Source organism: Bradyrhizobium sp. (genome assembly GCF_052389815.1).
In the GTDB taxonomy this organism is placed as follows: Bacteria; Pseudomonadota; Alphaproteobacteria; order Rhizobiales; family Xanthobacteraceae; genus Bradyrhizobium.
The window spans coordinates 23,229-40,785 of sequence record NZ_JBQTHN010000017.1; the positions used below are offsets into that span (position 1 = coordinate 23,229).

Annotated in this window: 15 protein-coding genes; 12 read left to right on the plus strand and 3 right to left on the minus strand. The window is 64.7% G+C overall.

Annotated elements, in window-relative coordinates; translation table 11 throughout:
* Window positions 1-124 precede the first annotated feature (124 nt).
* Window positions 125-1,870 (minus strand): methyl-accepting chemotaxis protein, encoded by a 1,746-nt coding sequence (locus ACT4OC_RS04780; protein WP_444837821.1) that lies wholly within the window; start codon window positions 1,868-1,870, stop codon window positions 125-127.
* Between the two features lie 462 nt (window positions 1,871-2,332).
* Between ACT4OC_RS04780 and ACT4OC_RS04785 the strand changes: the two genes are divergently transcribed.
* From ACT4OC_RS04785 to ACT4OC_RS04840, 12 genes are all read left to right on the plus strand, one after another.
* On the plus strand, window positions 2,333-3,085 hold the full coding sequence (locus ACT4OC_RS04785; protein ID WP_444837822.1) for a serine O-acetyltransferase: 753 nt from the start codon (window positions 2,333-2,335) through the stop codon (window positions 3,083-3,085).
* A 759-nt stretch (window positions 3,086-3,844) separates the two neighbouring features.
* Window positions 3,845-4,141, plus strand: a complete 297-nt coding sequence (locus tag ACT4OC_RS04790; RefSeq protein WP_444837823.1) for a metal-sulfur cluster assembly factor — start codon at window positions 3,845-3,847, stop codon at window positions 4,139-4,141.
* A 49-nt stretch (window positions 4,142-4,190) separates the two neighbouring features.
* Window positions 4,191-5,321, plus strand: a complete 1,131-nt coding sequence (locus ACT4OC_RS04795; protein WP_444837824.1) for a hypothetical protein — start codon at window positions 4,191-4,193, stop codon at window positions 5,319-5,321.
* A gap of 73 nt (window positions 5,322-5,394) precedes the next feature.
* Window positions 5,395-6,552, plus strand: a complete 1,158-nt coding sequence (locus tag ACT4OC_RS04800; RefSeq protein WP_444837825.1) for an ABC transporter substrate-binding protein — start codon at window positions 5,395-5,397, stop codon at window positions 6,550-6,552.
* 82 nt (window positions 6,553-6,634) lie between these two features.
* Window positions 6,635-7,507: a branched-chain amino acid ABC transporter permease gene (locus ACT4OC_RS04805; RefSeq protein WP_444837826.1), complete on the plus strand. Its 873-nt coding sequence runs from the start codon at window positions 6,635-6,637 to the stop codon at window positions 7,505-7,507.
* 28 nt (window positions 7,508-7,535) lie between these two features.
* Window positions 7,536-8,453, plus strand: a complete 918-nt coding sequence (locus ACT4OC_RS04810; protein ID WP_444837861.1) for a branched-chain amino acid ABC transporter permease — start codon at window positions 7,536-7,538, stop codon at window positions 8,451-8,453.
* The gene (locus ACT4OC_RS04815) at window positions 8,450-9,238 is read left to right on the plus strand and encodes an ABC transporter ATP-binding protein (protein WP_444837827.1); all 789 of its coding nucleotides are present in this window, start codon (window positions 8,450-8,452) and stop codon (window positions 9,236-9,238) included. Before ACT4OC_RS04810 ends, ACT4OC_RS04815 begins: the two co-directional genes overlap by 4 nt.
* Window positions 9,225-9,926 carry an ABC transporter ATP-binding protein gene (locus ACT4OC_RS04820; RefSeq protein WP_444837828.1) on the plus strand — a complete coding sequence of 234 codons (702 nt, stop codon included), beginning with the start codon at window positions 9,225-9,227 and terminating at the stop codon, window positions 9,924-9,926. Before ACT4OC_RS04815 ends, ACT4OC_RS04820 begins: the two co-directional genes overlap by 14 nt.
* Before the next feature lie 144 nt (window positions 9,927-10,070).
* Complete coding sequence (locus tag ACT4OC_RS04825; RefSeq protein ID WP_444837829.1) at window positions 10,071-10,436, plus strand: thioesterase family protein; 366 nt, start codon at window positions 10,071-10,073, stop codon at window positions 10,434-10,436.
* Window positions 10,437-10,441: 5 nt separating this feature from the next.
* A complete protein-coding gene (locus ACT4OC_RS04830) occupies window positions 10,442-13,195 on the plus strand; it encodes a molybdopterin-dependent oxidoreductase (protein WP_444837830.1) in 2,754 nt (917 codons plus the stop codon).
* The gene (locus ACT4OC_RS04835; RefSeq protein ID WP_444837831.1) at window positions 13,192-14,811 is read left to right on the plus strand and encodes a DmsC/YnfH family molybdoenzyme membrane anchor subunit; all 1,620 of its coding nucleotides are present in this window, start codon (window positions 13,192-13,194) and stop codon (window positions 14,809-14,811) included. The genes ACT4OC_RS04830 and ACT4OC_RS04835 overlap by 4 nt, the downstream gene beginning before the upstream one ends.
* 32 nt (window positions 14,812-14,843) lie before the next feature.
* The gene (locus ACT4OC_RS04840) at window positions 14,844-16,184 is read left to right on the plus strand and encodes a phenylacetate--CoA ligase (protein ID WP_444837832.1); all 1,341 of its coding nucleotides are present in this window, start codon (window positions 14,844-14,846) and stop codon (window positions 16,182-16,184) included.
* A 10-nt stretch (window positions 16,185-16,194) separates the two neighbouring features.
* Here ACT4OC_RS04840 and ACT4OC_RS04845 read toward each other — a convergent pair whose 3' ends face one another.
* Together ACT4OC_RS04845 and ACT4OC_RS04850 are read right to left on the minus strand one after the other, a co-directional pair.
* Window positions 16,195-16,722: a ferritin family protein gene (locus ACT4OC_RS04845; protein WP_444837833.1), complete on the minus strand. Its 528-nt coding sequence runs from the start codon at window positions 16,720-16,722 to the stop codon at window positions 16,195-16,197.
* Window positions 16,719-17,555, minus strand: a complete 837-nt coding sequence (locus tag ACT4OC_RS04850; RefSeq protein ID WP_444837834.1) for a 2-oxoacid:ferredoxin oxidoreductase subunit beta — start codon at window positions 17,553-17,555, stop codon at window positions 16,719-16,721. Before ACT4OC_RS04850 ends, ACT4OC_RS04845 begins: the two co-directional genes overlap by 4 nt.
* Between the last annotated feature and the right edge of the window lie 2 nt (window positions 17,556-17,557).

The following is a 17,557-nucleotide window of genomic DNA, read 5'->3' on the forward strand; positions in this document are numbered from 1 at the left end:
CCATTAGCCTCCTGGACGATGTACGTCAACCGTATAGCCGCGCGGTTGAACGAGGGCGGGGCGGGCGGGTTGTACGTGCCGCCTGCCAGATCAACGCGAGGACGATCCGAGAAAGGGCTCGCCTTTACGCCGCGCGGACCGATGCGAGGAACGCCGTCATTTCGCGCTTCAGGTTGTCCGATTGCTGCGCCAATTCGCGCGTCTCGCCAAGCACCAGGTCCGCAGCGGTGCCGACTTCGCTGGAGGCCTGCGCGACGCCGGCGATCGTTGAGGAGACCTCGCTGGTGCCGTGAGCCGCCTGGCCGATATTGGCGGCGATCTCCGTGGCGGCGACCCGCTGTTGCGCGACCGCCGAGGAGATCGCGGCGGCGATCTGATTGATCTCGGCGATCGTGGCGCCAATTCTGCGGATCGCCTCTACCGCGACCGAGGTGCTGCCCTGGATGCAGCCGATTTGGCCCTTGATCTCCTCGGTGGCCTTGGCGGTCTGAGCCGCCAGTGTTTTCACCTCGCTCGCCACCACCGCGAAACCCTTGCCCATCTCTCCGGCGCGAGCGGCCTCGATCGTCGCATTCAGGGCGAGCAGGTTGGTCTGGTTGGCGATCTCCTCGATCAACCCGACCACCTCGCCGATCTTTTGCGCCGACTGCGCCAGACCCTCGACGGTAGCGTCAGTGCTCCTCGCCTCGTCGACGGCCTTGCCCGCGATTGTGGTCGACTGTGCCATCTGCCGGGTGATCTCGCCGATCGAAGTACTGAGTTCCTCGGCTGCCGCGGCGACGGTGTTGACGCTGCCGCTGGCCTTGCCTGCCGCACCGGCGACGACGTCGACCAGGCGCGTCGTCTGCCCCGCGGTTGCGGACATCGTTTGCGCGGTCGCCTGCATCGCGCCGGCTGCGTTGGCGACGGTATGGACGATGGCGCCGACGCTATGCTCGAACGTATCGGCGAGTTGCAACATTGCTGCGCGCTTCTCCGCCTCCGCCCGGCGGATCTGCTCCTGCCGCTCCTGGGCGTGGTGCCGCGCCTTGATGGCATTCTCCTTGAAGACGTTCAGCGCGCTGGCCATGACGCCGATCTCGTCCTTGCGGTGGCTCTCGGGCACCTCGACGGTCTCGTCGCCATCCGCAAGCCTGTGCATCGCGTGGGTGATGGTCCGAATTGGATAGCCGATGCGACGGGCGATCAGCATGCCGATTGCGGCCAGCATCGCTCCGGCGAGCGCGATCCCGATCAGGATGCGGTTGGTCAGCTCACTGCCGCGCGCCATCGCGCCGTCGATCGCGGTTGCGTTCTCCAGCACGCCGCGCACGTCGCCGAGTTTCCAGTCCCGCTTCGGTGAATCGGCGCGGGCATTGTGGCAGCTTACGCAGGATGGATCGGTCATGCGGTCGGCAACCGCGACACGAACCGCCTCCTTGCCGTCGATCGTCTCGCGTCGGCTGAAAACGCCGTCGGGATTGGCGACCAGATAGTCCCAGGCTGCGCGAGCAAACGCATCGAGCTGGCGATCCTGACGGTTGGGATAGGGGTACGGACTATAGAGCGAAAGATTGGTACCTTCCTTCCTGAGCATGTCCCCGAGGTCGAGGATCATGGTCGCCGGCAAGGGAATCGCCGCCGGATTGGTCTGGTGGTCGAAATTGGGCTTGAGGCCGCCGCCCTGATTGACGACCTTGCCGATGACGAACTTTGTGTAGTAGGCCCGCAGCGTCTTGAATTGCCGGACCGTCAGTTGCGCCGACTGGATCGCGCCATCGACTGCGTGCTGGGCGACGACCGATGGCAGCAACAGCCAGGCAAGCAGAAGGGCAACGACGGTGACGACCGGAACTGGCAGAATCATCTGCCAGGCAATGCTGTGCCGCATGGAGTCCCTCGAAAAAGCACCCGACCGAGTGCGCGGACGGATCGCGCCAGTCAGATCCCTGCGGCGTTGGAGGGACCTCAAAACCTGTCGATGGAACATAGACTTGGTTTGGTTTCGAGGCCGTTAACCATGCGCCCGTAAAACTCCGGGGCCTCTTGGACGCGCGAGTGCGCACCATGATTCGATGCGGCGCCTTGCCCCGGAATGACCGGGTTTGTTGGGCAAGCGGCACCCTGAAACGCAAAAGGCCGCCGGGCGAAGCCCTGGGCGGCCTTAAGCTGCCCTTTGGGGGCAGGTGCGATCGTCACGCCCGGGCAATATGGGACGATTTCCGATTCTCGTCAAGGGGGTCGGTAGGACGGGTTGAGCTCTTCGCGAAACCCGTCACCTTTGTTGCAGAGCGCGACGGGTTTCGCTGGCGCTCGGCCCATCCTACATTCCCTGCGTCAGCGGGAGCGCAGGATGGCGTCAGCCGAACAACTCTGGCAATCGGTCCGCCGCGAGGCGGAGGCGATCGCGGCCGGCGATCCCGTGCTTGCGGCGTCGCTCGAGCAATCCATCCTCCGTCATGCCGATCTCGGCGGCGCGCTGGCGCAGCAAATCGGCCAGCGGCTCGGGGCGAAGGATGACGATCGCGCGCGGTTCGCCGGCGTGGCGAACGAGGCGTTTGCCGCCGCGCCGGATCTGGTCGGGGCCGCGAGCCTCGATCTTGCGGGCATCGTCGATCACGATCCCGCGACCACGGCGCTGCTGCCGCCGCTCTTGAACTTCAAGGGCTACGTGGCGCTGCAGGCCTTTCGCGTCTCCAACTGGCTCTGGCAATGCGGCCGCCGCGACTTCGCGCTGCTGATGCAGAGCGCTTCCTCCGAGCGGCTGCAGGTCAGCATCCATCCCTCGGCATCGATCGGCACCTCCGTGTTCCTCGATCATGCCACCGGCATCATCATCGGCGCGCTCTCCACCATCGGCGACGGCGTCACCATCCTGCAGAACGTCACCATCGGCCGAACCGCGGAAAATCCCGCGCGCGCTCCGCGCATCGGCCGCTTCGTGCTGCTCTCGTCCGGCGCGAGCGTGATCGGCGATATCGGCGTCGGCGATTTCGCCAAGATCGGCGCCGGCGCCGTCGTCACGCGAGACGTGCCCGCAGGATGCACCGCCGTCGGCGTGCCGGCGCGGCTGACCAACTGCCCGGAGCACGCGATTCCCGCCTGAAATCCGGCCCGTCCGCGGCTCGCGGCATAGGAACGTGCGCCGCCAGCCCCTATCATGGAGTGTGGAGCGAGTGTTGCAAATTCAACACGACGAGGCAAATCACTTCGGTTTGCCGGAATCGTGTCAAGCCCCTAAATCAAAAATATTTCTCTTTACCGGAATTCCGATTTACGTTATACGTCTCCCCAGCCCGTGCCACCGTGAGGGACGTTTCGCGATCGTCACGAAACGTGGTGCGGGTTGCGATGGGCCGCTGCCGGCGTCAGGTGTGTTCGCATGCCAGGCGAAACGTCGGCGGCGGACGGTGAAATCGTGTGGTCCTGGCGCCGCGACCCTGGCGCTACACCGGTTGGGAGATTCCCGCCGGCTACGGGGGCAAGAAAGGCCGCTCCCCGGGGAGATCACGTATAATCCGAAAACCATTGCGCGGGGAAGGTCGGGATGTCCTGGCTGTACCTGTCAAATCCGTGTGCGTTTTCTTACTACCGTTGCACACGGTGCTGCGGGCGCAGCCGGCGCCCGGCCTTCTCCGCGCCCTCTGTTCAAGAGGGAGCAAACGAAATCGCAAGACCCGGACGAAAATCGAGTCGCGGGAATGTGAACTCATGTTCACCGTCAGCGCGTGTTTCCAGTCATTGCGAGCGACTTGTCCGCCGCAGCTCGCCGTTCGCTGCGCGATCGCCTCGCCGCCGAGTTTGTGCCGGATCAATAAGGAGCCGTCCGCAGCTGCTATCGAAGGTCAGCTCCGAGGGACGACCGATGACACGGGATCCTGACATTCTGGATGTGCTGCGCGGCATCATCGATCCGGAGATCGGCATCAATATCGTCGATCTCGGGCTCGTCTATCAAGCCGAGCGGACGGCCGACGCAATCGATGTCGCCATCACTATGACGACCCGTGCCTGTCCGCTGGGAGAGATGATGCTGGAGGAAGCGCGAGCCGCCCTGTCGCGGCGTTTTCCGACCCTGGTCGTCACGGTGAGCCTCGTGTGGGAGCCACCCTGGGCGCCGGCCATGATGACGGCGGCGGGGCGGGAATCGCTTGCGATGTGATCGTGGCGGAACGCATTCCATGCGCACTACGTCGCCTCCGGCAACTCCGATGAGCCCGGCACCACATGCGTCGGGCCGGCCGGACTGGTGGCGGTTGAGGCTTGCGGCTCTTGCCGTTGCCCCGGTGACGCTCGCGACCGGGCTTGCCGGCGGCCTGTGGCGTCTGGGCTGGGATATGCCGGGCGTGGCCTGGCTTGCCGCGTTGCATGGACCGCTGATGATCTCAGGTCTGTTCGGAACGGTGATCGGCGTCGAGCGCGCCGTTGCATTCGGCAAGGGATGGCCTTACGCGGCGCCGGTCCTTTCCGGGCTCGGCACGCTCGCGCTGCTGGCCGGAGCGACGTCATCGATGGGCGCAGCGCTCTACCTGGCGGCTGCCGGCATGCTCGCCGCCGTATCGGCTCTGATATTACGGATGCAACCTGCCATATTCACCGCCGCGCTGCTTCTCGGTGCGCTGTCGTGGGGCGCAGGAAGCGCGCTGTGGCTGGCCGGCGCGGGGATGCCGTCGGTGGTCGGCTGGTGGATCGCCTTCCTCGTGCTGACCATCGGCGGTGAGCGGCTTGAAATGAGTCGATTGCTGCCGTCGCGACGCGGCAGCCGGCTTCTCTTCGTGATCTCCGTCGCGCTGATCGTGGTCGGTGCAGGCCTGGGCATCGACGACGATGTCGGCGCCCGCCTCTATGGTCTCGGCCTGCTCGCCTGCACGCTATGGCTGCTGCGCCACGACATCGCGCGCCGCAACATACGCATGGCGGGCGCACCGCGATATTTCGCCGCCTGCATGCTGGCGGGCTATCTGTGGCTCGGTGTCGCGGGCGTACTGATGGCAATCGCGACGCCAGCTGCGGCGTTCAGGTACGACATGATGCTGCATGCCGTTCTGATCGGCTTCGTCCTTTCGATGGTGTTCGGGCATGCGCTCATCATTCTGCCTGCGGTGATCCGGCTGAGGATCAGCTACAGCCCCGCGCTCTACGTGCCGCTCGCCATCCTGCACGGTTCGCTGGCAATGCGAATGGCCGGCGGCCTCGGCGAATGGGATGTGCCCAGGCAATGGAGTGGCGTTGCGACCGTGATGGCGATTGCGGCATTTGCGGCTGCATTGATATGGGGCGCGACGGCGGCTCGTCGGCAAGTCGCGGCCGAGCAGCTGGCAGCCCGGAAGCCACTGTCTTGAATTCGGTCAAGTTAGGCGTTCGGCGGTTCTGATAAGCATCCATACATAAAAACTACTATCAAGGGGGATTCCCATGGGTGTGTTGCAACGCTGCGCCGCAGCTGCGACCGTCGGCTTGGTCGCGCTATTGACTGCCGGAAATCCGGCATCGGCTCAAATCAAGATTGGCTCCGTTCTCTCGGTGACCGGGCCGGCATCGTTCCTCGGCGATCCCGAGAAGAAGACGCTCGAAATCTACGTCGACGAAATCAACGCCAAGGGCGGCGTCAACGGCCAGAAGCTGCAGCTGGTCGTCTACGATGACGGCGGCAGCGCCGACAACGCACGCACCTTTGCCACGCGCCTGGTCGAGGAGGACAAGGTTGTCGCGATGGTCGGTGGCAGCACCACCGGCACGACGCTTGCCATGGTCCAGGTCTTCGAAGAGGCCAAGATTCCCTTTATCTCCCTGGCCGGCGCCATCCAGATCATCGAGCCCGTGCGAAAATGGGTCTTCAAGACGCCGCACACCGACAAGATGGCCTGCGAAAAGATCTTCGGCGACCTCAAGCGTCGCTCGCTGACGAAGGTGGCGCTGATCTCGGGCACCGACGCGTTCGGAAAGTCGATGCGCGACCAGTGCGTCGCGGTGGCGCCAAAGGCGGGAATCAATATCGTCGCCGAGGAGAATTACGGCCCGCGCGACAGCGACATGACGCCGCAACTCACCAACATCCGCAACAAGGCGGAGGTGCAGGCGGTGGTCAATCCCGGCTTCGGCCAGGGACCGGCGATCGTGACGCGCAATTACCGGCAGCTCGGAATCACGCTGCCGCTGTATCAGAGCCATGGCGTGGCTTCCAAGCAGTTCATCGAGCTCGCAGGTCCCGCGGCCGAGGGGGTGCGGTTGCCTGCTGCGGCGCTTCTCATCGCCGACAAGCTCCCGGCGAGCGATCCGCAGAAGTCCGTCGTCGTGAATTATTCCCGCACCTATCAGGCGAAAACCGGCCAGGCGGTTTCCACCTTCGGCGGACATGCCTATGACGGCTTCATGATCCTGGTCGGGGCGATGCAGCGCGCCAAGGGCGCCGATTCCTCGAAGATCCGTGACGAGATCGAGCGTACCAAGGGTTACGTTGGAACCGGCGGCATCGTGAACATGTCGGCGGCCGATCACATGGGCCTCGATCTGTCGGCATTCCGCGTGCTGGAGATCAAGGGCGGCGACTGGACGCTGATCCCCGATACCTGAGCAGCAGGGGCGGGCAGGCCAAGTGAGCCTGCCCGCGCTGCCTTGCTGCGATCGAACCGAGTCATGCGAGGCCGCTGGAACGATGGCCGAGTTGCTGCAATTCATTTCGTCGGGCTTGACCGTCGGCGCCATCTACGCGCTGGTCGCCCTCGGCTTCACGCTGATCTACAAGGCGTCCGACATCATAAATTTTGCCCAGGGCGAGTTCGTCATGCTGGGCGGGATGACGACGGTGTTCGCAGCGATTGCCGGCGTGCCGCTGCCGCTGGCCGCGCTTGTCGCAGTCGTTGCGACCACAGCCGTCGGATTGGCGTTGCACCGCTTTGCGATCGAGCCGGCGCGGGGCGCGAGCCCCGTTGCCCTGATCATGATCACGATTGGTGCCTCGATCTTCCTGCGCGGCATGGCGCAGATCGTATTCGACAGGCGCTTTCACAGCCTGCCGCCGCTGCTCGGTGCCGAACCGATCCAGTTCGGCGGAGCCGCCATCCTGCCGCAAAGCCTGGTCGTGCTGGCAAGCGCGACCGTCATCGTGACCCTGCTTTGGCTTTTCATCGACCGCACCCTGCTGGGCAAGGCCGTGATCGCCACCGCCGCCAATCGCCTCGCCGCGCGGCTGATCGGCGTCGACACGCGGCGCGTCGTCGCGCTCTCCTTTGCCGTATCGGCGGCGATCGGGGCGATTGCGGGCGTACTGATCACGCCGATTGCGCTGACCAGCTACGATGCCGGAACGCTGCTGGCGTTGAAGGGATTCGCCGCGGCCATGCTCGGCGGAATAGGCAGTGCCGCGGGAGCGGTCATCGGCGGGTTGCTGATCGGCATGCTCGAGGCCTTTGCGGCCGGCTACGTTTCCTCGAACTACAAGGATGCGGTCGCGTTCCTCATCATTCTCGTCGTCCTGATCCTGATTCCCCAGGGCCTGTTCGGCCGGGCCAAAGTCGAGCGGGTGTAGATTGCGTGCGCTGCTCGAAACCCGATTGATGCCGGCGATCGTGATCGGCGCATTGATCGTGATCCTGCCGCTGTTCTTTCCGTCGACCTACTACTACCGCATCGGCGTGCTTGTCTTCATCTTTGCGCTCGCGGTCGTGGGCCTCAATCTGCTGATGGGCTTTGCCGGTCAGGTCAGCCTCGGCCATGCCGGCTTTCTCGGGATCGGAGCGTATTCGGTCGCCATCGGTCCGGTCCATCTTGGCGTGCCGTCATGGCTCTGCCTGCTCGGCGGCGCACTGCTCTCGGGCGCCATAGCCTTCCTGGTCGGCCGGCCGATTCTGAAGTTGAGGGGGCATTATCTCGCCGTCGCGACGCTTGGGCTGGGATTGCTCCTTGCCATCGTGCTGACCAACGAGGCGCGCTGGACCGGAGGGCCGGACGGCATGGGCGTGCCCAGGCTGGTGCTGTTCGGCTGGAGTGTGCGAGGTGCGACCACCTGGTACTGGATCGCCGGCGCGACCTTTGTCGTCGGGTTCCTGCTTGCGCTCAACTTGATGGACAGCCCCACCGGCCGTGCGTTGCAGGCCATACACGACAGCGAGATCGCAGCACGCGTGCTCGGCATCGACGTGGCACGCAAGAAGCTGACGATCTTCGTGATCTCCGCGATGTATGCGTCGGTCGCCGGATCGTTTCTCGCGCTGTTCAACGGGTACATCACGCCGGATGCTGCCGGATTCCTGCGCTCGATCGAACTGGTCGCGATGGTCGTGCTGGGCGGCATGGGATCGATCGTCGGCTCGCTGGTAGGGGCCTTCGTGCTGGTCGTGCTGCCGCAGGCGCTCACCGTCTTCCACGATTATGAGCAGGCCATGCTCGGACTGATCGTAATGGTCTTCATGATCTTCCTGCGCCGCGGCATTGTGCCTTCGATTGCCGCGTCGCTTGCGGGGTGGCGCAGATGAAGATCCTGGAGGCAGACCGGCTGTCGGTCTCGTTTGGCGGAGTGCGGGCCGTTGACGAAATCAGCATCGCGGTCGAAGCCGGACAGGTGTTTTCGATCATCGGGCCGAACGGTTCCGGCAAGACGACGTTGTTCAATCTGGTTTCTGGAATTTATGCACCCAACCACGGCAGCATCCGCTTTGCCGGCGAAACCGTAACGGGGCTCGAGCCTCATCAACTGGCGCGCCGGGGATTATCCCGGACGTTTCAGAACCTCCAGATATTCTCGCAAATGTCGGTGCTGGAAAATGTGATGGTCGGTCACCATCGCCACGAGGATACGGGGATACTGGCCGATCTCGTGCATTGGCCGTCGGTGAGGCGCCAGAATGCAGCGACCCGTGAAGTGGCTTTCGCGGCGCTCGCCCGGGTCGGACTTGCCGATGAAGCAGGGCGTGCGTCCGCTGCGCTTTCCTATGGCGCACTCAAGCGCCTCGAGATCGCGCGCGCATTGGCGAGCGATCCGAAGCTGCTGCTGCTCGACGAGCCGGCCGCAGGTTGCAATCCGGTCGAAACCCAGGAGATCGATCGCGTCATCCGCTCGCTCGTGAGGGATGGGATCACGGTCATGCTGGTCGAGCACGATATGCGGCTGGTGATGAATATCTCCGACCGCGTCCTTGTTCTCGCGAGGGGCCGGGCGCTTGCCGAAGGCGCGCCCGAACAGGTGCGCGCCGATGCCGCGGTGATCGAAGCCTATCTGGGCGAACACGGTGCAAGGGAGGCTGCCCGTGCTTTCCGTTGAAGACGTCAGGAGCGCCTACGGCCGCATCGAGGTCCTTCACGGCGTGAGCCTGCATGTCGAGCGAGGGGAAATCGTGACGCTGATCGGCGCAAACGGGGCCGGCAAGACCACGTTGCTGCACGCCGTCTCGGGCGTTCAACCGATCACCGGCGGCACCATACGGTTCGAGGGTCGGCCGATCGAGCTGTTGCCCGCTCATGCGCGCGTGACGGCCGGCATTTCCCAGGTGCCTGAAGGCCGGCAGGTGTTCGAGCCGCTGTCTGTGAAGGATAATCTGAGGCTGGGTGCGTGGTCGCGCCGTTCGGCCGATCTCAAGCACGACCTGACGCGCGTCCTGCAGTTGTTCCCGATGCTTGAGGCGTTCTGGGAAAAGCCGGCAGGAACGTTGTCCGGCGGACAGCAGCAGATGCTGGCGATCGGACGGGCCCTGATGGCGAAGCCCCGCCTGTTGCTGCTCGACGAGCCCTCCATGGGGCTGGCACCCAAGCTGGTCGATCACGTGCTCGCGGTGATCCGGTCGCTCAAGGACGAAGGTCTGACCATCCTGCTGGTGGAGCAGAATGCCAGCGCTGCGCTGGCTATCGCCAACCGTGCCTACGTGCTGGAAACCGGCAGGATGGCGTTGAGCGGAAATGCGGCCGATGTCCAGAGCGATCAGCGAGTCCGCGAAGCGTATTTGGGAATCTGAGCAAATGCGAGCAGCCGTTGACATCGGTCAAGAAAGTCAATTCGCAAAATCAATCTAATCGGAAAGAACCAAGGAGCAATTCGAGGGAGAGCAGCAATGAGGGCGAATCTCCGGCCGGGAGTTTCACGCACGAGCCGGCTTACCGTGGACCGCGACCGCAGCATTGGATTCATGGGCGAGGAGGGTCGTGTCTACGGGACGCCGTATCTGGTGCGCGACATCGAGCACACCTGCCGTGATCTGTTGCTCGAGTACGGCGATGCCGGCGAGGATTCTGTCGGCACCGACATCGCCATCAAGCATGCTGCGCCGACCCTGCTTGGAATGTCGGTCGAGATCAAGGTCACCGTGACTGCGGTCGAAGGACGCAAGGTTTCGTTCGACGTGACGGCCACGGATGAGATCGAGCCGATCTGCAGCGGCACGCATGGACGCTTCGTCGTCGACGTCGGCAAGACGATCGAACGTCTGAAAGCGAAGGCTGCCAAACGAGCCGTCAAAGCGGGATAGAGGCGATGCCGGGCAAGTCGGCGCAAAGCAGGCCGGTGCACAACGAACGAACGGTATCGACCTATTGCTATCAGTGCGTCGCCGGTCCGGACCTGCTCAAGGTGCGCATTCAGGACAATGTCGCCACTGAGATAGGTCCGAACTTCGACGCTGCAGACATTCACCCGGCCGGTGGCAAGGTATGCGTCAAGGCGTTCGGACTGGTGCAGAAGGCCTATACGCCCAATCGCGTGTTGACCCCGATGAAGCGCACCAATCCGAAGAAGGGGCGCAACGAGGATCCCGGCTTCGTGGCCATCTCGTGGGATGAAGCGCTCGATCTCGTGGCGGGAAAACTCAATGCGGCGCGCGCCGCCGGTCTGACCGACCAGGCCGGCTATCCCCGTGTCGCGGCGAGTTTCGGTGGTGGCGGTACGCCGACGGCCTATATGGGGACGCTGCCGGCGTTTCTCGGCGCCTGGGGTCCGGTCGACATGAGCTTCGGCTCCGGACAGGGCGTCAAGTGCACGCACTCGGAGCATCTGTACGGCGAACTATGGCATCGCGCATTCACGGTCGCACCGGATACGCCCCTGTGCGAATACGTGATCTCGTTCGGCGCCAATGTCGAAGCGTCCGGCGGCGTGTGCGGCGTCAAGCGCCACGCTGACGCGCGCAACCGCGGCATGAAGCGGGTGCAGGTCGAACCGCATCTCTCGGTCACCGGCGGCGCGTCGGCCGAATGGATACCGATCAAGCCCAAGACGGACGTGGCGTTCCTGTTCGCCATGATCTATGTGCTGCTGCATGAGCACCCGCGCCAGCGGCTCGACCTGCCGTTTCTCAAGAACGTCACCTCGTCGCCCTATCTGATCGGACCGAATGGCTATTTCCTGCGCAGCGTCGAGAGCCGCAAGCCGCTGATGTTCGACCGCGGAAGCGGGCGCGCCGTGGCTTTTGATGCCAAGGGCGTCGATCCCGCGCTTGAGGGAACGTTCAAGGTCGACGGCATCGAGGTCGGGCCGGACAACGAGGTGATCGTGCATCACGGCATCGAGGTTCGCCCGGCCTTCGCGCACCTCGTCGAGCACGTAAAGTCCTATTCGCCGGAATGGGCGAGCTCGATCTGCGACGTGCCGGCGGCCACCATCCGCCGGGTGACGAACGAATTCCTCGATCATGCCCATGTCGGCGAGACCATCGAGATCGATGGCGTCACCTTGCCGTTCCGGCCGGTGTCGATTTCCTTCGGCAAGACCGTCAACAATGGCTGGGGCGGCTATGAATGCTGCTGGGCCCGCACCCTGATCCCGTGCCTGCTCGGCGCGCTTGAAGTGCCGGGTGGCACGCTTGGCAGCACCGTGCGGCTCAACCGCCCGGCCGACAATCGTTGGTCGAGCGTCAAGCCGGGTGCGGACGGCTTTATGGATTATCCCATGAATCCGACCAGCAAGGAGGGCTGGATATCGCGTCCGCCGGCGCGCTCAGGTCATCGCACGCTGGTGCCGCTCGTCGCCAACTCGGCCTGGAGCCAGGCGCTGGGTCCGACCCATCTCGCCTGGATGCAGCAGAGCGAAGACTTCGAGCATTTCCCCCATGCATCGCCGCCCGACGTGTGGTTCGTCTACCGCACCAACCCGGTCATCTCCTTCTGGGACACCAAGCGGATCGGCGAGGCGGTCGCCAACTTCCCGTTCACGGTCTGCTTCGCGCTGACGCGCGACGAGACCAATCACATGGCTGACGTGCTGCTGCCCGACTGCACGGACCTCGAAGGGCTTCAGCTGCTGCGGATCGGCGGCACCAAATACATCGAGCAATTTTGGGACTATCAGGGTTTTGCGCTGCGAGACCCCGCCGTCACACCTCAGGGCGAAGCGCGCGACTTCACCTGGATCGCGACCGAGCTGGCGCGCCGCTCCGGTATCCTCGAAGCCTACAATGCCGCGATCAACCGCGGCGGTCACGGCGTCAAGCTGTCAGGCAGGAACTACGATTTCTCGCTCGACCCTTCCATGCCGCACGGGGTCGAGGAGATCTGGGACGCGACTTGCCGCGCGGCGAGCGCGGAGATCACGGAAGGTCAATCGAGCGAGGGCCTCGACTGGTTCCGCGAGCATGGCTTTCGCGTCACGCGCTTCCCGCGCCTGATGTGGTATCTCTATCCGCGTCTCGTCGAGCAGGGGCTGCGCTTCGAACAGCCCTATCAAGAGCGTCTGTTCCGCGTCGGCAAGGAGCTCGGCCGCCGCCTGCACGAGCAGGGCATCACCTGGTGGGACCGCCAACTCGAGGAATACGAGGCGATCCCGCATTGGCGCGACCTCGGCAAATTGTGGGAGGACGCGCTCGCCCGCCACTTCAAGGTCGACATGTCGGACTATCCGTTCTGGCTCGTCACCTCGCGCAGCATGCAGTATTCCTGGGGCAACAATGTCGGCCTGCAATTGATCAGGGAAGTTGCCGACAACGTCATCGGCCACGGCAGCGTTGTCATGAGCGAGAGCGCGGCCGCCAGGATGGGAGTCCAGGACGGTGACCGCATCGAGGTACGCTCCCCGCTCAATGCCACGGAAGGCCGCGTCGTGCTGCGCGAGGGCATTCGCCCCGACACACTGCTGATCATCGGGCAGTTCGAGCACTGGGCGACGCCCTATGCCAAGGACTTCGACGCCCCGAGCATGAACGCGCTGGTGCCGATGCTGCTCGACCTCACGGATGCCACTGGCTCCGCCGCGGACCTCGTCCGGGTGAAGGTGACGAAACTTCGGAGCGCGGCATGACGCGCTGGGCGATGATCGCCGATCTCGAGCGCTGCGTCGGCTGCCAGACCTGCACGGCGGCATGCAAGCATGCCAACGCGACGTCGCCGGCCGTGCAATGGCGCAAGGTGCTGGACGTCGAGGCGGGCTCGTATCCCGATGTATCGCGCAGCTATGTTCCAGTGGGTTGCCAGCACTGCGAAGATCCGCCGTGCATGCACGTTTGCCCGTCGACGGCGACGCGCAAGCGCGCCGACGGCATCGTCACGATCGACTACGACGTTTGCATCGGCTGCGCCTATTGTGACGTGGCCTGTCCGTACCAGGCGCGTTTCAAGGTCGATGCTGCCGATTTCGCCTATGGCCCCGGCCGGCAGATGCAGAACGAGGCCGAGCGGGAGGATCCGGCACGGATCGGCGTCGCGCAGAAGTGCACCTTCTGCTCCGACCGTATCGACTTCGGCCTGGAGAACGGCCTCACCCCAGGCGTCGATCCGCGCGCGACGCCCGCCTGCGCGAATGCCTGCATCGCCAGCGCGCTGCAGTTCGGCGATCTCGACGACCCCTCCAGCAATGTCTCGATGTTGCTCAAGCAGCACAAGCATTTCCGTATGCATGAGGAGATCGGTACTGGGCCGGGGTTCTACTATCTCTACGAACACGCCGGCGCACTGATCGTTGACGGGGATCGCGATGAGCCGCCTGTGCCGACGACACCGTCGCGCCTTCGCTCGCGCGGCGTCGAGCCGTGGCACCAGAAGCACTGGGATTGGAAAGCGGCCGGCAATTTCCTGACCGGCGGAATAGGTCCGGGCCTGTTCGCCGGCGCCGCGGTGGCTGCGGTGACCGTCGGCCCGCCAGCTCTGCTCGGGCTGCTCGCCATGGCGCTGATAGGGGTCGGCTTGTTGCTGGTGGTGATGAAGATCGGCCGTCCGTTGCGGGCGTACTCGGTGCTGCGCCAGCCGCAACGCTCGTGGATGTCGCGCGAAGCGTGGGTCGCCATGGCCTTCTTTCCGGTCGCGCTCGCCGCCGTGTGGACCGAAAATATCGCGCTGTGGCTTGTGGCCGCCGTGCTCGCGCTGACGTTCCTGCTCTGTCAAGGAATGATCCTGCGCGAGGCAAAGGGCATTCCCGCCTGGCGCGAAGCTCGTATCGTGCCGCTGATCGTCGCCACCGGGCTGACCGAGGGAGCCGGCGCGCTTCTGGTTGCCTGCCTGTTGTTGCCGGCGCTTGCACCGCTGACGCTTGGTGCTGCGATCGCAACCGTCGCGCTCGCGGCGGTGCGGGCTGCGGCTTGGTTCGCCTATCGCCGCGCGCTGGCGCGGAGCGGCGCGCCAGCCAAGGCGCTTGCCGCGCTTGATGGCTATCGTCCGTGGTTGCTGGTCGGAGGTCTCGTTGTTCCGGCCGTCGGCGTCATATCCGGCCTGCTCATTCACAGTCTGGCAGCGCCACTATTCATCGTCGCTAGTGTCGCGGCTGCCGCAGCCGGACTCGCATTCAAATTCCTGCTGATCACGCGAGCCGGCTACAATCAGGGCTTTGCGCTGCCGCACACTCCGGTGCGCGGCACCGGGCGGGCCGGTCCGGCCGTGAAGCCGGGATGGACGTCAGCGGTCACTTCGGCGGGGCTGCAATAGAGCGGCCCCCCGAACCAAAGGGAGATCACGTCATGAACAGACACAGCGCAATGCGCGATGCGGAGGTCTTCATGTTCGATCCTGCCGCCGAGACGATGTCGCGCACTGCGTTGGCCGGGCTTCAGCTCGAGCGGCTGAAGCGCACGCTGGAACATGCCTATGCCAATGTGCCGCACTACCGGCGCGCCTTCGACGCGGCTGGGGTGGAGCCCGAAAGTCTCACCTCTCTCGCCGACATCGTCCGCTTTCCCTTCACCCTGAAAACGGATCTGCGCGACAATTATCCCTTTGGAATGTTTGCGCTGCCGCGCCAGCAACTGGCGCGGCTGCACGCCTCATCCGGAACCACCGGCCGGCCGACCGTAGTCGGCTATACCAGCGTCGACCTTGACCGCTGGGCCGGCCTGATGGCGCGCTCGCTCGCCTGCGCGGGTGCCGCGCCCGGCGACCTCGTTCACAACGCCTATGGTTATGGCCTGTTCACCGGGGGGCTCGGCGCGCATTACGGCGCGGAGCGGCTCGGCTGCACGGTGGTTCCGATGTCCGGCGGGGGCACCGAGCGCCAGGTAGCACTGCTCAATGATTTCGGAGCGAACGTTCTGTGCGCGACACCGTCTTATGCGCTCAACATCGCCGAGGTGGCGGAAGCAGTCGGCGTCGATCTGCGGCGATCGCCGCTGCGCTGCGGCGTGTTCGGCGCGGAGCCATGGAGCGAAGCCCTGCGCTGTGATCTGCAGGAGCGGCTCGGCATCAAGGCGGTGGACATCTACGGGCTGTCGGAGATCATGGGGCCGGGCGTCGCCTGCGAGTGCCATGTTGCCCAGTCGGGGCTGCATGGATGGGAGGATCACTTCCTGTTCGAAGTCATCGATCCCGAGACGCTGGCGCCGAGACGATTCGGCGAGGTCGGCGAGCTCGTCATCACGACACTCACCAAGGAAGCACTGCCGATGATCCGCTACCGGACGCGCGACATCACGCGGCTCGACGACGCTCCTTGCGCCTGCGGCCGCACCCATCTGCGCATCATGCGGGTGACCGGACGCGATGACGACATGCTGATCATCCGTGGAGTCAACGTCTACCCCTCGCAGCTAGAGGCCGTGCTCGTGGGTTTCCCCGGGCTCTCGCCGCATTATCAGATCGTGCTGAGGCGCGCCGGCGCGCTCGATGCCATGACGGTGGAAGTAGAGCTCGCGCCGGGAGCGCCGGACGGCGACGAAGCGCGCGAACGCAAGGCGGCCGAGGTGCGGCATCATATCAAGTCGATGATCGGCGTGACCTGCGATATTGCCGTGAAGCGGCAAGGCGAGGTGCCGCGCTCGCAGGGCAAGGCAGTAAGGGTCAAGGACCTGCGGAAGGCCTCAAGCTGAGCGCCGGCGCTCACTCCGGCGAAGCGGGCGGATCCGGGTCGTCCGCCCAGGAGTCGGCGGGACGCGGATAGCGACGCAACAGCCGGTTCACCAGATTGACGTGCTCGGCTTCCTCCTCGACCAGCTCCTCCGCCAGCGCCTTGACCTTGGAATCGGTTGCCGTCTCCACGATCCCAGCGAAGTAGGCCAGCGCGCGGTTTTCACCGGCGAGCGAAAGCTGTAAGGCGTGCCAGGGCGTCATCAGATAATGCGCAGCATCGAGCTCGGCCTCCTCGGGGCTCTCCAAGCGTCCGAATTGCGCCATCTGGCGGGCATGATTGACGACATCGAAGCTGCCGGCGAGACGGCGAATCTCATCGCCATGGATGCCCTCGGCCCGCGCGAGATCGCGGAAGATCCTCACCAGTTCCGGGCTATTGTGGGTTTCCATCTGATCGGCCAGCAGGTTGTAGCGCTCGACCGCATCGCTCTCGATCTGCCAGGCCACGGCCAGGAGATCGTGCAGGTTGGAGATATTTGGACCGGCCGGCTTGCTCATAGCTCGAAATCCTTCTCCAGCTCCGCCAGGTCGACTTCACTCGCGCCGACAGCGGGCTGGAACGGCCTGCGGTTGCCACGGTAGAGAATCCCAAGATTGAAGCCGTCGTCGGTCATGAGGCGGCGCGCCGCCTTGCCCTGATCGCTGGTCTCCGGCACGGACGCCGGGCGCACCAGGTCCTTCCACTCCTTTTCGTCCGGACGAAAGGTCACGCAGGGGCTGAGAACCTCGACGAAGGAAAATCCGGGGTGCCTGATGGCTTCCGCCAGAACGTCGGCGGTCTCGTTCGGTTGGCCCGAGAAGCAGCGCGCGATGAAATTCGCGCCCGAGGCAAGTGCGACGACGAGCGGGTGAAACGGCGCAACGCCGGTGCCGCCCGGCGTCAGCGCCGTGTCGAATTCCGGCTCGGTGGTCGGCGAGGGCTGGCCCTTGGTCATGCCGTAGATGCGGTTGTCCATCACCACATAGGTCATGTCGATGTTCCTGCGGCAGGCATGCAGGAAATGGTTGCCGCCGATCGAATATCCGTCGCCGTCGCCGCTTGCGACGACGACGGTGAGATCGGGCCGCGTGACTTTCAACCCGGCAGCCAGAGCCAGCGAGCGACCGTGCACGCCGTGGAAGCCGTAGCAGTTCGTGTAGGCGGGGATTCGCGACGAGCAGCCGATGCCGGAAACGACCGCGATGTTTTCCGGCGGCAGCCGCAACTGCGCAAAAGCGCGCGTGAACGACATCAGCACGTGGTAGTCGCCGCAGCCGGGGCACCAGATCGGCTTCAGATCCGATTTGTAGTCCGCCGGCTTGCAGGCAAGGCGTGTGGTAAGCCCCGACATCG

Coding starts and splice junctions, on each gene's coding strand:
- ACT4OC_RS04795 (WP_444837824.1), top strand. CDS start 4,191: ATGAGCCCGGCACCACATGCGTCGGGCCGGCCGGACTGGTGGCGGTTG.
- ACT4OC_RS04830 (WP_444837830.1), top strand. CDS start 10,442: ATGCCGGGCAAGTCGGCGCAAAGCAGGCCGGTGCACAACGAACGAACG.
- ACT4OC_RS04840 (WP_444837832.1), top strand. CDS start 14,844: ATGAACAGACACAGCGCAATGCGCGATGCGGAGGTCTTCATGTTCGAT.
- ACT4OC_RS04805 (WP_444837826.1), top strand. CDS start 6,635: ATGGCCGAGTTGCTGCAATTCATTTCGTCGGGCTTGACCGTCGGCGCC.
- ACT4OC_RS04800 (WP_444837825.1), top strand. CDS start 5,395: ATGGGTGTGTTGCAACGCTGCGCCGCAGCTGCGACCGTCGGCTTGGTC.
- ACT4OC_RS04780 (WP_444837821.1), bottom strand. CDS start 1,870: ATGCGGCACAGCATTGCCTGGCAGATGATTCTGCCAGTTCCGGTCGTC.
- ACT4OC_RS04785 (WP_444837822.1), top strand. CDS start 2,333: ATGGCGTCAGCCGAACAACTCTGGCAATCGGTCCGCCGCGAGGCGGAG.
- ACT4OC_RS04810 (WP_444837861.1), top strand. CDS start 7,536: ATGCCGGCGATCGTGATCGGCGCATTGATCGTGATCCTGCCGCTGTTC.
- ACT4OC_RS04850 (WP_444837834.1), bottom strand. CDS start 17,555: ATGTCGGGGCTTACCACACGCCTTGCCTGCAAGCCGGCGGACTACAAA.
- ACT4OC_RS04835 (WP_444837831.1), top strand. CDS start 13,192: ATGACGCGCTGGGCGATGATCGCCGATCTCGAGCGCTGCGTCGGCTGC.
- ACT4OC_RS04815 (WP_444837827.1), top strand. CDS start 8,450: ATGAAGATCCTGGAGGCAGACCGGCTGTCGGTCTCGTTTGGCGGAGTG.
- ACT4OC_RS04845 (WP_444837833.1), bottom strand. CDS start 16,722: ATGAGCAAGCCGGCCGGTCCAAATATCTCCAACCTGCACGATCTCCTG.
- ACT4OC_RS04790 (WP_444837823.1), top strand. CDS start 3,845: ATGACACGGGATCCTGACATTCTGGATGTGCTGCGCGGCATCATCGAT.